The following is a 20839-nucleotide window of genomic DNA, read 5'->3' as shown; positions in this document are numbered from 1 at the left end:
GGACGGAGATGAGCAGCACCGAGAACACGCTCGACGCACTGGTCACCCGGGTCGCTGCGCACCTGATGCCTGCCGATGCCGCCACCCAGGTCACCACGGCGCGGGAGGTGCTCCGCGAACTTGTCGAACATCTCGGCGTGGATACCGCTTTTCTCCGGTACAACGACCATGACATCGGCGCCACGCTCCTGATCGCCGAATGGCCTCCGAGGCCGGAGATTCCGGATCCGGACCCGTTGGGAGTGATCTACTTCCACGAAGCAGATCCCATCTTCGCGGCTTCCGCCACCATGAAGGAACCGCTGTTGAGTCGTCCGGGCCCCTCGGACGGCTCAGATCCCAGCTGGGAAGGATACGGCCACCGGGTGTTCGAAGGATCCGGGATGCCGAACGTGTCGGTGGCTGCCGTGCCACTGGTGGCCGGGCAGATCACGACCGGCGCGTTGGGGCTGATCAAACAGGGCGATCGGGCCTGGAACGACAGTGAGGTCACCACACTCAAGTTGATCGCCGCACTGCTGACCCAGGTGCAGGCACGCATTTGTGCGGAGGAGGATCTGAGGTACGCGGCGTACCACGATCCACTGACCGGACTCGCGAGCAGGCGCGCCCTGTTCGAATATCTCGACGACCGACTGTGCGCAGGCAATCCCGGCCCCGTCGGAGTGCTGTTCCTGGATCTCGACCGATTGAAGGCGCTGAACGACTTTCTCGGTCATCGCGCAGCCGACACGTACCTGTGCCGGATAGCTCAACGACTGTCGGAAGGAAACGGGCACGACGACATGGTCGCCCGGTTGGGCGGCGACGAATTCGTGGTGGTGCTCGATGGTCCCGCAACACTCGACCAGGTGACGGCTCGTGCAGAAGCGCTGCTGCAGCATGTCGGCGAGTCGGTCGCCCTGGACGGCCAGACCGTGGGGCGCGGTGTGAGTGTGGGGGTCGCGCTCGGAGAACCCGGCGAAATCCTGTCGGTCACACTGCTCAGCCGGGCGGACCAGGCAATGATGTCTGCGAAGGCACAGGGCGGGAACAGTGTCGGCGTCTTCACCGAGGACATGAACGACAGGGGCGAACGGCGAACGATCATCGAGATGAACCTGCGCACGTCGATCGACGACGACCACCTCACGCTCGAATACCAACCCGAGGTCGATCTGCGAACCGGGAGGATCCTCGGCCTCGAAGCGCTCGTGCGATGGAACCACCCGGTGCTGGGGCAACTGCAGCCGCTCGAGTTCATCGATGTCGCCGAATCCACCAATCTTGCAGGTGAACTCGGCGCCTGGGTTATGGACACCGCATGCGCCCGGCTGGGGCAGTGGAAGCGTGATTTCAGGGACCTCGATCTGGTCATGAGTGTCAACGTGTCGCCGGTCCAGTTGGTCTCCTCGGATTTCGACGTCGATGTGAAACAGGTTCTCGAGCGGTACGGTCTTCTCGGCTCGGAGCTGTGTCTCGAAATCACCGAGAATGTGGTCGTCGGCGACCTGCGGCGTACGCGGTCCACACTCGCGAAGCTCGAGCGCTTGGGAGTTCGGATCGCAATCGACGACTTCGGTACCGGATACAGTTCCCTCGGGCATCTCAAGTCCCTGCCGGTAGACACTCTCAAGATCGACAAAGTGTTCGTGCAGAATCTCGATCGAAGCGAAGGTGACCGGGTCATCATCGATTCGATTGTCGGACTGGCTGCGTCGTTCGGGCTCGACGTGGTCGCCGAAGGTGTCGAATCAGTGGGTGCGGTGAGCTACCTCCTGGATGTGGGTTGTGTTCGTGCGCAGGGTTTCCTGATGAGTAGACCGAAGGGTCCGGAGGATATCGAGCGATTGTTGGAGGTCGGTGCACTCGCGCTCCCCTGGAACGCCCACGGCAACGATGCCCGCCGAATGTTCCTCGGGGACGCCGCGCTCGAGCAGTAGTAGTAGTGGTGGTGAACTTTCGGTTTGTTATTGTGTAAAAAACAGTCTCAAGGTACGGTTTGAGAGTCGGGGGTCCGACGGCTCCGAACAGGGGTGACCTTGATGTACAAGCGCATCGGCGAGTTTGCTGCAGTCGCCGCACCGGTACGTGATCCGATGATTCCGGCTCGTGTTTTCACGGCGCCCCCGGCGGTCGTGCCCGACCGCGTGGTACGTCCCGCGAGGTGGGAGCGTCGCTACGAAGTGTCGGTGCTGTGCTGCGACCTGCTCTGCCTCGCTCTGGCAAACCTGATCGTTGCCGTCGGATACCGCCCGACCACCGCACTCGCCGATGGGCAGAGAATTGCTGTGATCGTGGTCTGTACCGTCGTCACGGTGCTGTCGATGGCATTTCAGAAGGGTTGGGACAGAAGAATTCTGGGATCTGGACCGGAGGAGTACCGCAGAATCGTCCGTGCATATCTCTACGCGGTGGCGTCGTCGGCCATTCTCGCCTTTTCGCTGGGCGCGGATCGGGCCCGAGCGTACATCTTCGTGGCGTTACCACTTGCGCTGATGCTGACCCTCGCTGCTCGGAAAGTGCTGCGAATCATGGTGTTGCATGCCCGAACGCAAGGTCGGTGCCTGCGCTCCGTGCTTGTTGTCGGGAATGCGGAAGAGGTCCACGAACTCGTCAGCCGCACGAACGGAGCGGGTGAGTCGGGATGGAAGGTCGAGGGCGTCTGCCTCGCGGACGCCACGGGGGAAGACGCTCTTCCCGTTCCCCGCGGATCACCCGTGGCGATCGACGACGTTCCGGTGCTGGGAACCGACGCCGACATTATCCGGATCACCGAGATACACAGGTTCGATGCGGTCGCGTTGCTCCCGTCCGACCGGTGCTCCTGCGCGAGAATGCGCAAGCTCGACCAGGTCCTCGAGGACACCGGCGTCGACCTCCTCATCGCCCCGGTCCTCATCGACATCGTCGGCCCGCGCCTGCACATCTCGCCTCTCGCGGGGCTCCCTCTCCTGCAGATGAGCGCCCCTCGGTACAGCGGCCCGGCCCGGGTCGTCAAGAGGATCGTCGACCGGATTCTCGCACTCGTCGCTCCGTGGCGACAGAAACGGACCGACCGGACCGAATCGAACAGAGCAGGAAAAGGTTTCGAGCACGTATGACTCTCCCGACATGAAGGGTGGAAGCTATGTTGTTGGTGACCGGAGGCGCGGGGTACATCGGTACACACGTCACTCGCTCCCTGATATCGGGCGGCCGAGACGTAGTGGTGGTGGATGACCTGTCGGCCGGGCATCCGGAACTGCTCCCGGCCGGAGTGCCCGTCGAAGTGGGAAGTGTCCTCGACACCGACTTCCTGATGGACGTGATCGACATGTACGACGTCGAGGGCGTTGTGCACCTCGCCGGTCGGAAGGCCGTCGACGAGTCCATCACCCGCCCCTCCTACTACTACCGGCAGAACGTGTACGGCATGCAGAGTGTCCTCGCTGCCATGGTGCGGTTGCGGGTTCGCAGGATCGTGTTCTCGTCGAGTGCCGCGGTGTACGGCGCTGTGGGCGACGACACGGTCACGGAAGACGCTCCGACGCTGCCGCAATCACCCTACGGAAGAAGCAAACTCATGTGCGAGTGGTTGCTTCGCGATATCGCCGCTGCCGAAGGGATGAGCTGGTCTGCGCTCCGCTACTTCAACGTGGCCGGTGCCGGCGACAAGGACCTTGCGGACCGGGGCATCCACAACCTCGTCCCGCGCGTGTTCCAGGCAATCGACCGCGGCGAGGCACCGTCGGTGTTCGGCGACACCTACGACACCCCGGACGGCACCTGCATCCGCGACTACATCCACGTCACCGACCTCGCCGCCGCGCACGCCACTGTCGTCGACGCCATGGACACTGCTCCCATGGCGGCCGTCTACAACGTCGGGTGCGGGTGCGGCGCCAGCGTGCTCGACGTGATGCGCGCAGCACGGCAGGCGAGTGGCGTGCCGTTCGACTGGCAGATCGACGAACCCCGGGCCGGTGATCCGGCACGAGTGGTCGCCGACGCCGCCCGGATCCGCGCGGAACTCGGCTGGAAGGCACGGCACGACCTGGACGACATCGTCGGCAGCGCGTGGGAAGCATGGTCGACGTCGAGGTCGGCCACGATGACGGCGTCGAAACAGGGCGCTGCACTCGCGGTGGGAGCCCGTTAGACCCCTCGGGGTTTCCACCGTCCGAGTCTGCGCGGGTGATCTTCGTGATCGCCCGCGCAGGCGCGTTCACCTGCGCTTGTTCGAACATGTGGAAGATGGAGACGTGTATCCCGCTCCACGACGTCGTCGCTCGGCTTGGCCGCTGCTCGTGTTCAGCGCGCTGATAGTGGTGGTGATCATCGCGGTGGGTTCCAACCTTCGCTCACCCCAATTGCCGCGAATAGAGGTTCCCGACGGTGTCCCGCCGGTCCCCGGTGCGCCGGTGCCGCCGATCGATTTCGAGGGCCCCGGCCGAACCGCGGCACTCCTGCGCGACTGGGCCGAACCGCAGGCCGACACCCTGGGCATCCCGGTGGTCGCGCTCGAGGCCTACGGACACGCCGCGGCCGTCCTGGCCTCCTCGAACAACGGATGCGGACTGGCCTGGACCACCCTCGCGGGAATCGGCAGCGTCGAGAGCAACCACGGCAGGCACGGGGGAGCGACCCTCGACGAGAACGGAACCGCCACCCCTGAGATCCGCGGGGTTCCGCTCGACGGCGGGCCCGGCCTCGCCGAGATCCGCGACACGGACGGCGGCGAACTCGACGGCGACCCGATCCTCGACAGAGCGATGGGGCCCTTGCAGTTCATCCCCGAGACATGGAAGCGCTGGGGTGTCGACGCGAACGGTGACGGTGTCGCCGATCCGGACAACATCGACGACGCGGCTCTCTCGGCGGGACGCTACCTGTGCGATCGAGGTGGTGATCTGACCACGGCGGAAGGCTGGACTCGGGCGCTGATGGCCTACAACCTGTCGGGGGATTACCTCGCGCTGGTGCGCGACCGCGCCGCCGCATATGGGGTCGGTGTGCGGCCGTGACGGCCGAGTCGACGCTCCCGTGCTTCTCCGGGCGGCGCGCCCGTGCTTCACTGCCTGGTCGTGGCGGTTAGGCTGTCCCCAGCGTGCAGACCCCGCAGCGTGAAGTCCATCGAAGGAGAATCAGCCAGTGGCCATCATTGAGCAGGTAGGAGCCCGCGAGATCCTCGACTCCCGTGGCAACCCCACAGTCGAGGTCGAGGTGCTGCTCGAGGACGGAAGTTTCGCTCGCGCTGCCGTGCCGTCCGGTGCCTCCACAGGCGAGCACGAGGCCGTCGAGCTGCGTGACGGCGGCGACCGCTACAACGGCAAGGGCGTCGAGAAGGCCGTCGAGGCCGTCCTCGACGAGATCGCCCCGGCCATCATCGGCATCGACGCCACCGAACAGCGCACCGTCGACCAGGCACTGCTCGACGCCGACGGCACCCCCGACAAGGGACGCCTCGGTGCGAACGCCCTGCTCGGTGCGTCGCTCGCCGTCGCCAAGGCCGGTGCAGAGACCTCCGGTCTGGAGCTGTACCGCTACCTGGGCGGCCCGAATGCGCACATCCTGCCGGTGCCGATGATGAACATCCTCAACGGCGGCGCCCATGCCGACACCGGCGTCGACGTCCAGGAGTTCATGGTCGCGCCGATCGGCGCCGCCACCTTCAAGGAGTCCCTGCGCTGGGGCACCGAGGTGTACCACGCGCTCAAGTCGGTGCTCAAGGCCAAGGGCCTGGCCACCGGACTCGGCGACGAGGGCGGCTTCGCGCCGGACGTCGCGGGCACCAAGGAAGCACTCGATCTGATCAGCGTGGCCATCGCCAAGACCGGTCTGAAGCTCGGTAGCGATGTCGCGCTCGCGCTGGACGTCGCGGCCACCGAGTTCTACACCGACGGCACCGGCTACGCATTCGAGGGCAAGAACCGCACTGCCGACGAGCTCGCCGACTTCTACGACGACCTGCTCTCGGCATACCCGCTGGTCTCCATCGAGGACCCGCTGTCGGAGGACGACTGGGACGGCTGGGTCGCGCTCACCGACAAGATCGGCAACAAGATCCAGCTTGTCGGCGACGACCTGTTCGTCACCAACCCGGAGCGCCTCGAAGACGGAATCGTCAAGGGTGCGGCCAACGCGCTGCTCGTGAAGGTCAACCAGATCGGCACCCTCACCGAGACCCTCGACGCCGTCGACCTCGCGCATCGCAGCGGCTACAAGACGATGATGAGCCACCGGTCGGGTGAGACCGAGGACACCACCATCGCCGACCTCGCCGTTGCCGTGGGCAGCGGCCAGATCAAGACCGGTGCCCCGGCCCGCAGCGAGCGTGTCGCCAAGTACAACCAGCTTCTGCGCATCGAAGAGTCGCTCGGCGACGCTGCCCGCTACGCCGGCGAGCTTGCGTTCCCGCGTTTCAACATCGAGGGCTGAAGTCAGGTATGAGCCAGCGCGGTAGATCCCGACCCGGCGCCCGCCGCAGCCGCACCGAGGGTGTGGTGGGGGCGCGTCGTCCCGGTCGGACACGTCCGTCGGGATCTACCGCACCGGCCGACCTCGGTCAGGAGACCGCGGGCGCACGGCCCGCAGGCCGAGAGGACCCAGCTCACTCGTCCCGTCGTGGACGAGGCAGCACGGGTCGTGCTCGGCCCACCCGCGTCGGAGCTCCACGGGACGGGCGTCGCCCCCGTACCGAACGCACCATCCTCGGATTGTCCACCGGACGCGCAGTGATCCTCGCGCTCGTCGTCTGCGGACTCGCATTGACCCTTGCGGTGCCGCTGCGCACCTACGTCAGTCAACGCTCGGAAGCAGATCAGGTCGCACAGGAGCGTGAACAGCTCGAACGCGAGATCGCTGCGCTCGAAGAGCAGAAGACGCACATGGAAGATCCCGCCTGGATCCGTGCGGAAGCACGCGAGCGACTGCGTTTCGTGATGCCCGGCGACATCCCTTACCAGGTCCAGCTGCCCGGCGACGTGACCCTCGTCGACGAGAAGAAGGAACCGGAAATGCCGTCCACCGGTGCCTGGTACAGCGACCTGTGGCTTTCGGTGGTCGAACCGCCACCCGAACCCGACACCGACCCGGTGCCGCAGCGTATGCCCGTGGCACCCCCAGAACCAGGAGATATCCCCGGGTGACCGCTCCCGTTCCGCAGGAAGACCTCGACGCCGTCGCCGCCCAGCTCGGGCGCGAACCCCGAGGTGTCCTCGCCATCGCCTACCGCAGCCCCGACGGCGCACCCGGTGTGGTCAAGACCGCACCGAAGCTGCCCGACGGCACCCCGTTCCCCACGCTCTACTACCTGACCGATCCTCGGCTCACTGCAGAGGCGAGCCGTCAGGAATCGGCCGGCGTGATGCGGGAGATGACGGAGCGACTCGGCACCGACACCGACCTTGCCGCCGGATACCGACGTGCCCACGAGTCGTACCTCGACGAGCGCAACGCCATCGAATCCCTCGGCACCGACTTCACCGGCGGCGGCATGCCCGACCGCGTCAAGTGCCTGCACGTACTGATCGCCCATTCGCTCGCGAAGGGGCCGGGAATCAACCCGCTCGGCGACGAATCGGTGGCGCTCGCCGCCGATGCCGGCCTGCGCGGCACCGCGATCCCCGCAGACTGGCCCACCTACGCCGAGCTGCGCGGAGAACCTCAGTGAGCACAGTTCGCGTCGCCGGCATCGACTGTGGCACCAATTCGATCCGCCTGCTGATCGCCGATATCTCGGACGACGGCACCCTCACCGACGTCGCCCGGCTGATGAAAGTCGTGCGGCTCGGGCAGGGTGTCGACGCGACGGGTCGTCTCGCCCCCGAAGCGATCGAACGCACTCGCGTCGCACTGGTCGAATACGCGGACCTCATTCGCGAGACCGGAGCCACCGCAGTGCGGATGGTCGCGACGTCGGCGACCCGCGACGCGCAGAATCGCGAGGACTTCTTCGCGATGACCCGCGAGGTACTCGGCGCAGTCGTTCCCGGTGCCGAAGCCGAAGTGATCACGGGCAACGAAGAAGCACGCCTGTCGTTCACCGGCGCGGTCGGCGAACTCGATCCGGCCACGGGGCCGTTCGTCGTCGTCGACCTCGGTGGCGGATCCACAGAAGTGGTTCTGGGCGACGAGAACGGTGTGCATGCGGCATATTCCACCGACATCGGCTGCGTGCGTCTGACCGAGCGGTGCCTGCACGACGATCCGCCCACCGCCGACCAGGTCGCGGCTGCGCGCATGGTCGCGGGGGAGAAGATCGCCGAAGCGCTCGAACACGTTCCCGTCGAAGAGGCACGCACCTGGGTGGGTGTCGCGGGGACCATGACCACACTGGCCGCGCTCGCCCACGACCTCGACGTGTACGACCCGGCGAAGATCCACCTGTCGTCGGTCCCGTTCGACCGGTTGAAGGAAGTGTGTGACGGCCTCGTCGCCGCGACCCGCGCCGAGCGTGCGGCGCTCGGGCCGATGCACGAAGGTCGCGTCGATGTCATCGGTGGTGGTTCGATCGTGACCACCGTGCTCGCCGAGGAACTCGGCCGACGAGCCGGGATCACCGAACTTGTTGTGAGCGAGCACGACATCCTCGACGGAATTGCTCTTTCCCTCGTGCGGTAGACAAATTTCCGTCGCGAGTACCGAGGTCTGAGACCATTCGGTAACGATCGGGCGGAGCGTGAGTATAGAGCGGTTGGCCGCTGATCCTGCGGTAATCGAGAGGGATACTCATGCGACAAAGGTTCGGCGTGTTTATGACAGCGGTCCTCGGGGCCGTTCTCGTGGGGATGAGTGTGCCGCTGGTAGCGGCAGCCGATCCCATGTATCCAGTGCCTGATCCGGATCCGTTCTATCTGGCGCCTGCCGACCTCGACACCAAGCAGCCCGGCGATGTCGTCCGCACACGCCGTATCGATACCTGGATGTATCCGAACTCGGACGGCTGGCAGGTCGCGTTCCGGTCGACCAACTCGCTGGGGAACCCGATTCTCGGGGTCACCACGGTGTTGCTGCCCCACGGTGTCGCCAACCCACCGCTGGTGTCATACCAGGCGATCATCAACTCGCTGGGCACCAAGTGCGCGCCCTCGCGCTCGCTGTTCAACATGGAGCTGCAGGAATCGCCCGGGATGATGTTGGGTCTCGAACGTGGGTGGGCGGTGTCCGTCCCCGACCATCTCGGCCCCACCGGTGCCTACGGCGCAGCGAAGCTGGGCGGCATGATCACGCTGGACAGCGTGCGCGCGGTACAACGTGTCGCCGAACTGGGTCTGACCGACAGTCCCGTTGCGTTGGCCGGGTATTCGGGTGGGGGCATGGCAAGCGCGTGGGCTGCGGCGCTTGCACCGACCTACGCGCCGGAGCTGGAACTGGCCGCGGTGGTGGCGGGTGGCATTCCCGCCGACCTCGAGCAGATGGCCGACGGCCTCGGCCTCGAACCGCATCCCGGCTTCGGCTTGGCCTTCGCCGCTGCGATCGGGCTCGAGCGTGAGTACCAGGAGCGTCTGCCGATCTCGGATCAGCTCAACGAGACGGGCATGTGGTTGCGGGATTGGACGGGCAACGAGTGCCGACGTTTCCTGCTTTTCCACGGAGCCTTCCGCAGCGCCGGTGAGGTCGCAGTGAGCACGAGTCTGTTGAGCAGCCCGGAAGTCCGTCAGATATTGCGGGAGAACAGCCTGCGTCATTTCGATGGTGTGCCCACCGCGCCCGTCTACCTGTGGCAGGGAACGCTGGACGGGCTCACCCCCTTCGACTCGGTCGAGGAAGTTGCCCGGCGCTACTGCGCGGAGGGCGCACCATTGACCTTCGTGCAGTACGAGATCGCCGAGCACATGACGACCGCCGTCGCTGGGTTCCCGGATGCCTACGAGTACATCGACGCGCGATTCCGCGGTGAGCCGGTACCGACCAGCTGCTGACTCGAATTCGATGCCGACACTTCTTCTGATCGGGGCGAGGCCGTGAAACCCACGGCCTCGCTCCGAGCGGACGTCTGCCACCCGCTAGGCTGATCCGGTCGGCCCCCATAGCCCAATTGGCAGAGGCAGCGGACTTAAAATCCGCACAGTGTCGGTTCGAGTCCGACTGGGGGCACCATATTGTCGCAAGCAGGCCGGTTCGGCACCCTTGCTCGTGTTCTGCCGCACCCTCGCTGGCGCGGCGTGAGCCAGGAGATCGGGATCCGCCGTCCGATCTGTGCCGTCTTGGCGCGATAGTCGTGGTACCCGGCACGGGAGCGCGCGAAGCGCTCCACGCACTTGTACGCGGGGCCGTGCTTCGTGGTCGGAGCGACGCGCCGCAGTGGCATCAACGGCAGTACCTCCAAGTCAGCGCAGACTGACCCGACATCACTCCGCCGGTGTCGGCCCCGCCTTACCCTGTCACGCAAGTTCTGCTCCGGATCCGTCGGGTGTCCCGCCAAGATCTGGGGAGGGCAAGAGGCTGCAGAGGTACCTGCAGGGGCAATTCCGGCATCAGTCGACGGAACTGCGGAACTCCGCTCCCTCCTGGAGAACTCGGATTCCTTCGGCGACATCCACGACGGGATAGATGTGGAAATCGAAGAATGGAAAGAACCTCGTGGGTCCGTCGGCCACATCAGTGGGGTTGTCCGACTCGACGATGGCGAAGCCGCCGCCGAGGTCGAGGCGACTCACGAATTGGTGGAAAGTCGCACTCTCCGGTGGTGCCCACTTCGCGAACACCTGAAGGAGGCGCTGCACCTCCGTTTCCCTGTCTGTGGCCGATCCGCCGGCCCTGTCCTCCCACGCGACTACGTACTTCATCTCGTCTCCCTGGATTGTCTTGGGCGCCAAGGCCATCGCTTCGCTGTGAATATCGGGATCGGAATGACGGGTATCAGGATTCGGATGTCGAAATACCGTAAATCGCGATAGTCGGGAAGATGAAGTCGTGATGTTTGGTCGTACACCGCTGCGCCGCAAAGTATTCCGATGCGCAAATTCGCGGACCCACCTTCCGTGTAGGGAGATGGTGGGATCGACATCACTCGAGGCCAAGCGCGACTTCAACAAGGATAAACCCTCGTTGCGGCAGGGGGAAGGGTGCGGATGCATGTCGGGAGGGCGCACCTTCGATCCAACGTCGTAGACCGTCGGTCTGATCACCGCCTCGTAAGGCAGGGAATCACCGCCTACGCCGACACCGATGTGGTGATGGAAGGCCGTCTCATTTTAGGACGGTATTTGTCCTATATCCGCGACACACTCGAATCATGAGCGAAACACACTCGACTGCAGGACAGCCGGATCAGGCCGACATCACCGATTACGACGATCCGAACGCGCCGTGGAACCAGGCTTGGGACGAGGAAGGCAGCATCGCCAACTGGAACGATGACGTGATCAAGGAGTTCCGGGAGAACTCGGGCAAGGTGGGCGGTGCTTACGCGGGCGGAGACCTCATCCTGCTCACCACCACGGGAGCCAAGAGCGGCAAGCGGCACACGACTCCACTGGGGCCTCTGCACCGGGGCGACACCATGTACGTGAGCTCGTTCATCGAGGACAAGTACCCGGCCTGGTGGTACAACGTCAAGGCGAATCCACAGGTCACTGTCGAACTCGGGGGCAAGACCCACCAGGCGAGCGGCAAGGTGCTCGAAGGCGCGGACTACGAGGAGTTCGCAACCTGGGTACTGGCCAACAACCCCCTGCTGGCGGACTTCCAGTCCAAGATCGATCGGCCCATTCCGCTGGTCGTGCTGACCCTCGACGGCGAGGTCTGAGCGCTCCCCGAGACCTCCGGGTCACACCCCGCGCTCTGGCAGGCACTCGCCGAACAGGCCGCCCGGCCTGTCAGGGTGCGGCGACGAGGTCCGGAAGAAGTGTGAGCGCTTTGTCCCGCAAGCGATCCGACGCCTCCGTCGCGGAAGCATCATCGGTTTCACCGGCTTCCGTGCGAGTATCGCGCTCGATGAGGTGCTCGAGCAGCGCCGCGAGAAATATGCCGTCGAGCATCGAGTACGTGACGTTGCGGTCGTACCTCGGGACCGCGTCCGACAGTTCGGCGTAGCGAGTGAGGACCCGGTCGATCATGTCGCACAGTCCGTTGTCGATCGCGGATACGTCTTCGCGTAACTCGGGATCGAACATGGCCTGGTTGCGCAGGTCGTACCAGAGGCGGTGCATCGGAGCCTCGGTGCGCAAGGTCTCGAGGAGCTTGTCTGCGAATCCGCGGCGCAGTTCGTCTGCGGTCGAGGCACTGTCGACGATTTCGTCGTATCTCGTCATGCATCGGGACTTGTAATAGCGGACGCAGTGCAGGATCAGCTCGGTCTTGTTCTTGAAGTAGTAGTGCACCACTCCGTGTGAGAACGGCGAATTCTGCGCGATCTCGCGCAGGGATGTGCGGGCATAGCCCAGCTCGCCGAGGGTAGCCAGGGCGGACTCGGCCAGTTGCACACGACGTTCGTCGTACTTGTCCTGCCGGTTGCGAAAAGACCGCTCGGCGGGTGCTGCCACGGGGTTCATCGCTGCCAGTGTAGGTGACCGGACGAGTTCGTGACACTTGGCAAGAAAGATCAGGCCACTTGACCGGAAAAGTCTTGACAGTCGTCAAGACTTGGGTAACGCTGTGACTCACACCACTCGTTCGGTCGCACTCGATGAGGCGACCCGGCCGCACCACGGCCCGATATTCGCTGAACGGTCCGTCAGAACTGCAGATACCGGAGGAGACACCGATGACCGTGTTCGATCTGACCGGGCGCCGTGCCCTGGTCACCGGCGGGGCCCAGGGCCTCGGTGAAGGAATGGCTCGCGCGCTCGCGTCGGCAGGTGCAAGTGTCGTGATTGCCGATATTCAGGACAGCGGGGAGCAGACCGCAGCCGACCTTCCCTCGGAGGGGCAGCAGAAGCATGCTTTCACTCGCCTCGACGTCACCGAGGAATCGGACTGGGAACGGGCGATCACGGCGACGATCGACGCCGTCGGCGGTCTGGACATCCTGGTGAACAACGCGGGCATCGAGATCTCGAGCTTGCTCACAGAGGTCGCCTCCGACGACATCCGTCGCATGCTCGAAGTCAACGTCCTCGGTACCACGCTCGGGCTCAAGCACGGATTACGCGCCATGCGACCGGGTGGTCCGGCCGGAAACGGCGGCGTGATCGTCAACGTTGCCTCTGTGGCAGCGACGATCGCGTTCCCCGGGATCTCGGTGTACTCGGCGACCAAATCTGCCGTCGACCGGCTGACGCGTGTGGCGGCGATGGAGAGCGGCAAACTCGGCTACCGCGTCCGCGTCAACTGTGTCTATCCCGGTCTCGTGCCGACTGCGATGGGTGCGGGACTCGCGAACGACATGGCGACACTCGGGTTGTTCGGCTCGCCGGAGGAAGCGGTCGGCGCCGTCGTGGATCTGACTCCCTCCGGGCGTCTGGGCACGGTCGAGGACATGGCAGACGCTGTCGTGTTCCTCGCGTCCGACGCAGCGCGATTTGTCAACGGCGCCGGCCTTCCGGTCGACGGCGGAATGGGAATGTGAGGGAGAGACCTGTGAGTACACCGACATCGAAATCGCCGCGCCGCGTCGTCGTCTACGGCGCCTCCGGGTACACAGGCCGACTCGTCTGTGAGTTCCTGCGCGAGTTCCGTATCCCTTTCGTCGCTGCCGGCCGCGACAAGGGCAAGATCGACGAATCGATGCGGACCAACGTTCCGGGCATCGAGACAGCGGATTACGAGGTAGCACAGGTCGAGCACACCGTGGAGGCGCTGACCGAACTGTTCCGCGATGTCGACGTCGTCCTCAACACCGTCGGACCGTTTTCCGATCTCGGCCCCGAAGTGGTGCAGGCGTGCCTGGCCGCAGGCGCGCACTATACCGATACGACCGGTGAGCAGGACTGGCTCATCACCTGCGAGGAACAGTACGGAGCGGACTTCGCAGCGGCAGGACTGCTGCTCGCCCCGGGGATCGCGCAGATGTACACCATCGGGGAGATCGCGGCCCAGTTGTGTCTCGAGACGCCGGGACTCGACACTCTCGACATCGCAGTGTTCTGGGGTGGAAGCCCGACCATCGCGTCGACTCGTACGATCCTCGTCAACGCCGCGACGTCGGCGGCGCACTATCTCGAGCAGAACGAGTATGTGCCGTTCGACCCAGCGCAAGGGCTTGTGCCGCTCGTGGTACCCGGTCAGCACGAACTCGCCCAGTCCTTGCCGTGGGGCGGGACGTCGCACCCGGTGTGGTTCCGCCGCGACCCGCGCGTCGCGAATGTCAAGGCGCAGGGTGGAGTCTTCAACGCCGCACTGATGCACGGGGTTCCACAGATCGTCGCGCAGGCTCTCGAGGCAACCAAAGACATGTCACCCGAGGACCGCGACGCAGCCCTGACGGCAACCGCGCGTCAGGTCATGGATGTCATGCCGCCCCGCGAGAACCCTCGCGTCAACAAATCTCTCGACTCGGTGCACGCGTCGGGTCCACTCGGGCGAGCCCACTGCGTGATCCACGGCAACAGTAACTACAAGCAGACCGGGCTCCTGCAGGCATTCGCCGCGAACTGGCTGGTGCAACAGCCGCCGAAGCGGGTGGGATTCGCCAGCGGTTGTCAGGCGTTCGGTCACCACGAACTGCTCGGAGTGCTGCGCAGCTTCGGTCTGGTCGCGAAACCTGTTCTCACCGTGCAGGACTTCTGAACAACCGCTGAATCGGATGGAGGACTCGATGCGGATAGTCGACTACCTCGACAAGGGCGCCTCGCTCGGGCCGGACCGTCCGTGCTTCACGACCGACGGCGACACCTGGACGTACGCCGCCGTCCAGGGTCTTGCCGACGATGTTGCACGCGCGTTGGTTGCCCGTGGCGTGCGGCCTGGAAGCAAGGTCGCCGTGCTGTCCGGCAACGATCCGCTCGCGTTCGCGTGTGTCTTCGGCATCAGCAGAGCCGGGGGAGTGTGGTGCCCGATAAACCCGCGCAACGAGGCGGCCGAGAACCGTGAGATCCTCGACCGCTTCGACTGCGAGGTGTTGTTGTACGCATCGGCCTATCGGGAGCTCGTCGACAAGATCCGAGCGGATCTTCCCGGGATCCGCACGTGGGTGCAGCTCGATGGCGAAACCGACGGGAACACACTGGGTTGGGACGATTTCAGTGCTTCGGGCGGCGACTCCCACGACGCTCCCGATAGGTGTGCGCCCGACGACCTCGCGATGATCGTCGGCACGGGCGGTACGACCGGCAAACCGAAAGGCGTGCTGCTGACCGGCACCAATCTCGAGACGATGACGGCGCTCACGCTCATGAGCTATCCGTTCCCTACTCACGGTGCCCGTCCGGTCTACCTCGCGCTTGCCCCGCTCACCCACGCGGCCGGGGTGTTGTGCTTTCCCGTCCTGGCCAGCGGCGGCGAGATCGTCATCATGCGTAGCCCCGACGTCGGCCGGTTCCTCGAACTCGTGCCGGCACACGGGGTCACCCACACGTTCCTCCCCCCGACCCTGATCTATATGGTCCTCGCCCACCCTGATCTGGATACGACGGACCTGTCGAGCCTGCAGTGTTTCTGGTACGGAGCGGCACCGATGAGCCCGACTCGGCTCGTCGAGGCGCTCGAACGGATCGGCCCGATGGCGCAGCTCTTCGGACAGACCGAGGCGCCGATGATGATCTCGGTGTTGCCGCCCGACGAACACCGCCGGTCCGACGGATCGATCGCCACCGAAGTTCTGTCGTCGGCCGGTCGTCCGTCGCCACTCGTGACCGTCGCGGTGATGGCCAAGGACGGAACGTTGCTCCCGTCCGGTGAACGCGGAGAAATCGTGGTGCGTTCCTCGCTCGTGATGGCCGGCTACTACAAGAACCCCGAGGCAACCGAGGAAGCAAGTAGGTTCGGGTGGCACCACACCGGCGACATCGGCTACCTGGACGAGTCCGGTCTGCTGTTCATCGTCGACCGCGCCAAAGACATGATCATCACCGGTGGCTTCAACGTGTATTCCACGGAAGTCGAGCAGGCGATCCTCGCGCATCACGCGATCCAGGACTGTGCGGTGATCGGCCTGCCCGACGAGAAATGGGGTGAACGCGTCGTAGCGGTCGTGCAACCGCACTCCGGCGAGCATGTCGATCCCGCAGAGCTCACCGCGTTCGTCAAGGAACGCATCGGATCGGTCAAGGCACCCAAGCAGGTCGAGGTGTGGCCGGATCTTCCTCGATCGAAGGTCGGCAAGGTGCTGAAGACCGACATCAAGGCGAGGTTCACTTGAACCCTCGCTCAGCGAGCGAGAACTTCATGATTCCCCGACGGCGGACGCGTACCGGTGCGAGAGACGTGCACATGCCTCCGCAAGTTCGGCCATGTCTGTCGCGGGTAGCTGGGCTCGGAGTCGGGGAGAAAGAACCTGGTGGATCGTCGCGAGAGCTCTCGCAGCGGCTTCGCGCCGAACCGGTCACCGTGCTGGGGGCCAGCTGAAGCGCCAGTACCACCGCGACCGCTTGGTCGGCATCGAAGGAGAAGCGGTGGTAGATCTGCACCGGGCCCCCGCGGGGGCTGTGGCACTCCCCGGTTACTTGAAAACCTTCCTCCCATCGCACGGGTTTCCTCGGATCGTCGGCGTGAGGAAACCCGTGGAGACGGAGGGAACTTTCGAACGGTCAGCTCGGGGAAATCGAGCTGTCACGGCGGGGTCTTGTCAGGAGCAGCACCGCGACACCCGACGCTCCGGCGACGACCCCCGCGAGCACGACCGTTCCGGCCCCCGAGTCGAGCAGCGCCGCCCCGATCAGTGCTCCCACCGCGATGCCGAGGTTCAACGCGGTGATGACGACTCCACCGGCGATCGGGCGGAACGCCACTGTGGACACGCGGAGAACACGCGCTTGGAGAATCGGCGGAAAGGCACCGGCAGCGATTCCCCAGAGGACGACTCCGACGGCAAAAACAGCGGTGGTATCGGTTCCGAGTCGGAGCGTCAGCACGCCGAGGGCGAGTAGCGCAGCGGCGGCCGGCGCGGCACCGCGTGGGTGACGATCGGAGACGACTCCGGCGGCGGCGACCCCTACGGCATTGGCGACGCCGAATGCAAGGAGTACTGAGGCGATCGAAGTCGGGGCGAACCCACCGAGGTCGACAACGATGGGCGCGACGTAGGTGAACACGGCGAAGTGGGCGGCGATCACGAGACTGCCACCGGCCGCCACGGTGAGGACTTGTCGCGCGCTGCGGTCCCACCGCCCCGGTTGTTCCTGAGCATCGGAGTTGTTCTCAGGGCCGCCGACGACCACCCATACGGCAATCGCGATGGTGAACAACAGGATCGACAGGACGAGGAGCGTCGGTCGCCACCCCACGGCGTCCGCTACGGCGGTCGCCGCCGGAAGCGAGACCAGGCCTGCGAATGCCGGTCCCGCCAGGACGATCGACAGTGAGGTGCCGAGTTTCTCCGGTCGTACGATGCTCGCCACGAATGTCACGACGAGTGCCCAGAAGAGGCCGTGTGCGCCTGCAGCAACGAGACGCCCGAGGAACGCGACGGCGAAGTTCGGTGCGAGTGCTGTGGCGGCGTTGGCGACGGCGGTCACCGTAAGGGCGGCAGACAGCAGAGTCCGCCTGGGTATGCGGGAAGTGGCCCGGACCAGGGGGATGCTTCCGAGTGCGATCGTCAGCGCCCACACGGTGACCAGGAGGCCGACGGCGCCGAGCGGCACCCCGAGGTCGGTGCTCATGTGCGGCAGCAGACCGGACGGCGCGAGTTCCACCGTGACGGTCGCCAGCGTTGCGAGGGTGAGTACGGCGATCACGCCGGTTGGGCTCGTTCGGCCCGTGTTTCTCGTCGAGTGTTGCGTTGTCTGGGTCATTGGAGGACGGTAAACATTGACATCTATGTGAATGTCAAGGGCGAAGGGTATGCGTATGAAGATCGGCGACCTCTCCGAACGCACAGGCGTGCCCACGCGGATGCTGCGGTACTACGAAACCCAGGGCTTGCTCGCACCCGGCCGTGCGGGCAACGGATATCGGCAGTACTCGGAGGAGGACGTGCACACGGTCGAGATGGTTCGGTCCCTGGTCCGTTCCGGTGTGCCGACGCGGTTCATCAAGATCGTCCTCGACAAGCAGAGTGGTGCCGTGGACTGGGGTCCGCGCTGTGATGCCGTCCTGTCGGACATGATTCGCGAGCAGATCGTCGACCTCGACGCGAAGATCGCGTGCCTGAGCACCAGCCGCGCTGCACTCGCGCACCTTGTCGGCGAAAGTGTTGAATCCTGAATCAATTCCACCACGAAGACAACCGCGACCACGGCAGACACGAACATCCTGTCGAACCGTTGCTCGTGTCCGCGGAGCGTGTACTTGTTCCCGACTTTGCCGAATCGGGGAAGGATTCACCGCCGAACCGACCAAAAGCGTTCGTATTCATGGTGCACTGGCCGGACTGTCTCCGATCGGAAAGGTCTATTCATGTCTTCACGAGCCCTTCGCCGCGCCGGCGCCGCCACGCTTGCTGCCGCAGGCATACTCACAGGACTCGCGGTAGGAACCGGGACGGCCGCGGCCGACACGGTCGAGGTACCGATGGATCGGTGCTGGGGCGTGAGCCCGTACATCGTCGACCAGCCCTACGCGCCGGCACGCTTGTTCAGCTGGCAGACCGAGCCGGGCAGAACACAACTCCAGATGCCCGACGTGGCGAGCCTATGGTTCTTCACCGGCGGCTATCAGACCGACGTGAAGCTCGACTGGCACAACGTCGACACCGGCGAACGTGGCACGCTCTACGACAACGCGACCGTGTCGAACCCAGGTAATGACGTCGTGACATTCGATCTGAATTCGGGACCCGGTGACGTCGAGTTCACGGTGAGCGCCGTCAACAGTATTCCGCTGTGGAGCATCCCGACCACGTCGTGCGGTGGTGTCGTCAGCGTGGCGTGAGTCAGGCGGCGACCGGCACGCGACAACCACACCGGACGGCGCGTCCGTGTTCGTCGTCGTCGAGCCAGCCGTATTCGTCGCACTGCCCGCACCTGGGAGGCAACGGCATCCGGGGTGTGGGCAGTGCGCGCCAGAGGCGCAGCCACCCGTGCACGTGCATCGTCGGATTCGCCGGTCGATGAGCAGTTTTCGCGGCCGATGCGAGAGCTTCGACGCCGTGTAGTGCCGCCAGCGCAAGGATTTCGCATCGTTGCTGCGGCTTGATCTTGGCGAACGAGGCCATCAGGCCCGCGGAGACCGTGGCGGCTTCGAGGGCGTCGAGGACGCGGTCGTCTGATTCAGGACAAGTCGACGCCGCGACGTCGTTGTTCGTCTCAGTTCTTGGTTTCCGAGTACTTGTAAGAGGGGCGGGCCTTCCGATGTCGGCGGCTCCGGCGGGCGGTTTCCCAGGCCTCGGCGGAACAGGAGTTCCGCCGCGCGGTTCCTCGTAGATGGTCTGGATCGTGAACCACCTCCCACGCTCGTCCTGGAACTTCTCCACCACGAGATACCCGACCTCGGCAAGTTCGCGCATGGCGGTGCGGATGGCGTCGCGGCCTTCCTTGGGGGAGTGGCGCGCGATCGACTCGGAGCGGATATGCCAATCGGCAGGGTTGCTGAGCAACATGATGAGCAGGCACCTGGCGCGAAAACTCAGCTGGCCGTCGTTGATGACGGTGTTGGAGAGGACGGTGAAATTGTCGGCCAGGCGCGGGCCGCGTCTGATTCCGCCCTGTAATGGGGCATGGGTATGCTGTGCCACGTTCGACTCCTTTGAGTAAGTCGGACGACGCTCGTCGCGAGGGCCAACTCGCGGCGGGCACCTTTTCTTTTGTGGCGATGATCTTGGCGCAGCGTTGTACGCGATGTCTACGGAATGTTGCAGAGCGCGTGGATTCGCCGATCCCACCAACCGAGAGTGGCACCCATCACAGCGCTGTCCGTGTCTAGGGTTCGGGCGCTAAACCTTACCCATAGGACGGTCATGAAAACTGGATTCACCATCGCAACCGCATCTTTCGGCGTGATCACCGCGCTGACGCTCACTGCATGCGGTAGCGCAGTCACCGAAACCACCGGAGCATCCCCGACCTCTGCGACCGAGAGCGTCGCGGAACCTGCCGCTTCGACGCGTCACTTCGCGCTCGAGGGGGCACACAATGTGCGCGACATCGGCGGATACAGTACCGCCGACGGAAAGACGGTCGCGTGGGGGCGGGTGTTCCGCGCAGACAGTCTCGACTCACTCACACCCGACGACCAACGTGCAGTCGCAGACGCGAACGTGGGCACAGTGGTCGATTTCCGCGGCGCGGACGAGATCGCGAAGTCCGGTGTCGATCAGGTACCGGAGAGCATCGACGTCGTCAACATCCCGCTACTCGACGAAAGTACGCAGGCGTTGTCGGAGGCCATCCAAACCGCGATGACCACGGGTGACCCCGCCGTGATGCAGGAGATGCTCGGCGACGGCAAGGCCGAGCGCATCGGCGACGAGGGGTTCGTGGTCCAACTCGACCAGCCCGAGACGATGGCCGGGTATGCCGACACGATGAGGCTCATCGCCGACTCCGACGGTGCACTCGTCTATCACTGCACCGCAGGCAAGGACCGAACCGGAATGATGACGGCTCTCCTGCTGGGTCTTCTCGGCGTCCCGGACGACACGATCGTCGACGATTTCGTGCTCTCCAACGAGTTCAATCGTGAGCACAACGAGGAGACGTACGCGTTCCTGGCGAGCAAGGGCGTCGACATCGACCTCATCCGTCCATTGACGGAGCAGAGCGCCAGCAAGATCCAGCCTGTGCTCGATGCTGTGAACAACGAGTACGGCGGCTGGGACGGATTCGCGACGACCGTTCTCGGGCTCGACGGCGACACGGTGACCAAGCTTCGCGACACCCTGCTGACGTAATCCCGGTCG

Annotated in this window: 20 protein-coding genes and 1 tRNA gene; 17 read left to right on the top strand and 4 right to left on the bottom strand. The window is 64.9% G+C overall.

The features are described from left to right. The first annotated feature begins 8 nt into the window (after positions 1–8). The 10 genes from ACZ46K_RS25960 (at position 9) to ACZ46K_RS25915 (ending at position 10062) form a co-directional block, all read left to right on the top strand. Positions 9–1922 carry a putative bifunctional diguanylate cyclase/phosphodiesterase gene (locus ACZ46K_RS25960; protein WP_464745550.1) on the top strand — a complete coding sequence of 638 codons (1914 nt, stop codon included), beginning with the start codon at positions 9–11 and terminating at the stop codon, positions 1920–1922. Positions 1923–2024: 102 nt separating this feature from the next. Beyond that, complete coding sequence (locus tag ACZ46K_RS25955; RefSeq protein ID WP_464745548.1) at positions 2025–3083, top strand: nucleoside-diphosphate sugar epimerase/dehydratase; 1059 nt, start codon at positions 2025–2027, stop codon at positions 3081–3083. Between the two features lie 26 nt (positions 3084–3109). Beyond that, positions 3110–4120, top strand: a complete 1011-nt coding sequence (galE, locus tag ACZ46K_RS25950; RefSeq protein WP_464745546.1) for a UDP-glucose 4-epimerase GalE — start codon at positions 3110–3112, stop codon at positions 4118–4120. Positions 4121–4223: 103 nt separating this feature from the next. Beyond that, on the top strand, positions 4224–4985 hold the full coding sequence (locus tag ACZ46K_RS25945) for a lytic transglycosylase domain-containing protein (RefSeq protein WP_464745544.1): 762 nt from the start codon (positions 4224–4226) through the stop codon (positions 4983–4985). Positions 4986–5112: 127 nt separating this feature from the next. Continuing rightward, positions 5113–6399: a phosphopyruvate hydratase gene (gene eno / locus ACZ46K_RS25940; RefSeq protein ID WP_464745542.1), complete on the top strand. Its 1287-nt coding sequence runs from the start codon at positions 5113–5115 to the stop codon at positions 6397–6399. 62 nt (positions 6400–6461) lie between these two features. Next, positions 6462–7109 carry an FtsB family cell division protein gene (locus ACZ46K_RS25935; protein ID WP_464749473.1) on the top strand — a complete coding sequence of 216 codons (648 nt, stop codon included), beginning with the start codon at positions 6462–6464 and terminating at the stop codon, positions 7107–7109. Further along, complete coding sequence (locus tag ACZ46K_RS25930) at positions 7106–7633, top strand: DUF501 domain-containing protein (RefSeq protein ID WP_054805574.1); 528 nt, start codon at positions 7106–7108, stop codon at positions 7631–7633. Before ACZ46K_RS25935 ends, ACZ46K_RS25930 begins: the two co-directional genes overlap by 4 nt. Further along, positions 7630–8583, top strand: a complete 954-nt coding sequence (locus tag ACZ46K_RS25925; protein ID WP_054809819.1) for a Ppx/GppA phosphatase family protein — start codon at positions 7630–7632, stop codon at positions 8581–8583. Before ACZ46K_RS25930 ends, ACZ46K_RS25925 begins: the two co-directional genes overlap by 4 nt. A 110-nt stretch (positions 8584–8693) precedes the next feature. Then, positions 8694–9884 (top strand): lipase family protein, encoded by a 1191-nt coding sequence (locus ACZ46K_RS25920; protein ID WP_464745540.1) that lies wholly within the window; start codon positions 8694–8696, stop codon positions 9882–9884. Between the two features lie 101 nt (positions 9885–9985). Continuing rightward, positions 9986–10062: transfer RNA gene (locus tag ACZ46K_RS25915), tRNA-Leu, on the top strand. Between the two features lie 377 nt (positions 10063–10439). Here ACZ46K_RS25915 and ACZ46K_RS25910 read toward each other — a convergent pair. Further along, entirely contained in the window at positions 10440–10751 is a 312-nt protein-coding gene (locus tag ACZ46K_RS25910) for a DUF3303 family protein (RefSeq protein ID WP_054805583.1), read from the bottom strand. Positions 10752–11200: 449 nt separating this feature from the next. Between ACZ46K_RS25910 and ACZ46K_RS25905 the strand changes: the two genes are divergently transcribed. Continuing rightward, positions 11201–11713 carry a nitroreductase/quinone reductase family protein gene (locus tag ACZ46K_RS25905; RefSeq protein WP_054805575.1) on the top strand — a complete coding sequence of 171 codons (513 nt, stop codon included), beginning with the start codon at positions 11201–11203 and terminating at the stop codon, positions 11711–11713. A gap of 70 nt (positions 11714–11783) precedes the next feature. On the opposite strand, the gene ACZ46K_RS25900 is transcribed toward ACZ46K_RS25905, so the two are convergent. Beyond that, positions 11784–12458, bottom strand: coding sequence for a TetR/AcrR family transcriptional regulator (locus tag ACZ46K_RS25900; protein ID WP_054805576.1), 675 nt, complete (start codon positions 12456–12458; stop codon positions 11784–11786). Positions 12459–12670: 212 nt separating this feature from the next. Here ACZ46K_RS25900 and ACZ46K_RS25895 point away from each other — a divergent pair, with 212 nt between their 5' ends. Genes ACZ46K_RS25895 through ACZ46K_RS25885 form a run of 3 tightly spaced genes read left to right on the top strand, consistent with a single transcriptional unit; the run spans position 12671 to position 16204 of the window. Next, a complete protein-coding gene (locus ACZ46K_RS25895) occupies positions 12671–13474 on the top strand; it encodes an SDR family NAD(P)-dependent oxidoreductase (RefSeq protein WP_054805584.1) in 804 nt (267 codons plus the stop codon). Positions 13475–13485: 11 nt separating this feature from the next. Beyond that, positions 13486–14634, top strand: a complete 1149-nt coding sequence (locus ACZ46K_RS25890; RefSeq protein WP_464745537.1) for a DUF5938 domain-containing protein — start codon at positions 13486–13488, stop codon at positions 14632–14634. Positions 14635–14662: 28 nt separating this feature from the next. Continuing rightward, the gene (locus tag ACZ46K_RS25885; protein ID WP_054809822.1) at positions 14663–16204 is read left to right on the top strand and encodes an acyl-CoA synthetase; all 1542 of its coding nucleotides are present in this window, start codon (positions 14663–14665) and stop codon (positions 16202–16204) included. A 388-nt stretch (positions 16205–16592) separates the two neighbouring features. Here the strand turns inward: ACZ46K_RS25885 and ACZ46K_RS25880 are convergent, their stop codons facing one another. Next, positions 16593–17738 carry an MFS transporter gene (locus ACZ46K_RS25880; protein ID WP_464745534.1) on the bottom strand — a complete coding sequence of 382 codons (1146 nt, stop codon included), beginning with the start codon at positions 17736–17738 and terminating at the stop codon, positions 16593–16595. Positions 17739–17844: 106 nt separating this feature from the next. Here ACZ46K_RS25880 and ACZ46K_RS25875 point away from each other — a divergent pair, with 106 nt between their 5' ends. Together ACZ46K_RS25875 and ACZ46K_RS25870 are read left to right on the top strand one after the other, a co-directional pair. Then, a complete protein-coding gene (locus ACZ46K_RS25875) occupies positions 17845–18207 on the top strand; it encodes a MerR family transcriptional regulator (protein ID WP_464745530.1) in 363 nt (120 codons plus the stop codon). Positions 18208–18399: 192 nt separating this feature from the next. Then, positions 18400–18873, top strand: coding sequence for a hypothetical protein (locus ACZ46K_RS25870; protein ID WP_054805578.1), 474 nt, complete (start codon positions 18400–18402; stop codon positions 18871–18873). A 1-nt stretch (position 18874) separates the two neighbouring features. Here the strand turns inward: ACZ46K_RS25870 and ACZ46K_RS25865 are convergent, their stop codons facing one another. Next, on the bottom strand, positions 18875–19675 hold the full coding sequence (locus ACZ46K_RS25865) for a replication protein (protein ID WP_464745527.1): 801 nt from the start codon (positions 19673–19675) through the stop codon (positions 18875–18877). A 222-nt stretch (positions 19676–19897) separates the two neighbouring features. On the opposite strand from ACZ46K_RS25865, the gene ACZ46K_RS25860 reads away from it, so the two are divergent. Then, entirely contained in the window at positions 19898–20830 is a 933-nt protein-coding gene (locus ACZ46K_RS25860) for a tyrosine-protein phosphatase (protein ID WP_054805579.1), read from the top strand. Positions 20831–20839 lie beyond the last annotated feature (9 nt).

Source organism: Rhodococcus sp. JCM 9793, assembly GCF_055380405.1.
Note: the sequence above shows the minus strand (reverse complement) of the source record. Positions and strands in the feature narration are given on the sequence as shown.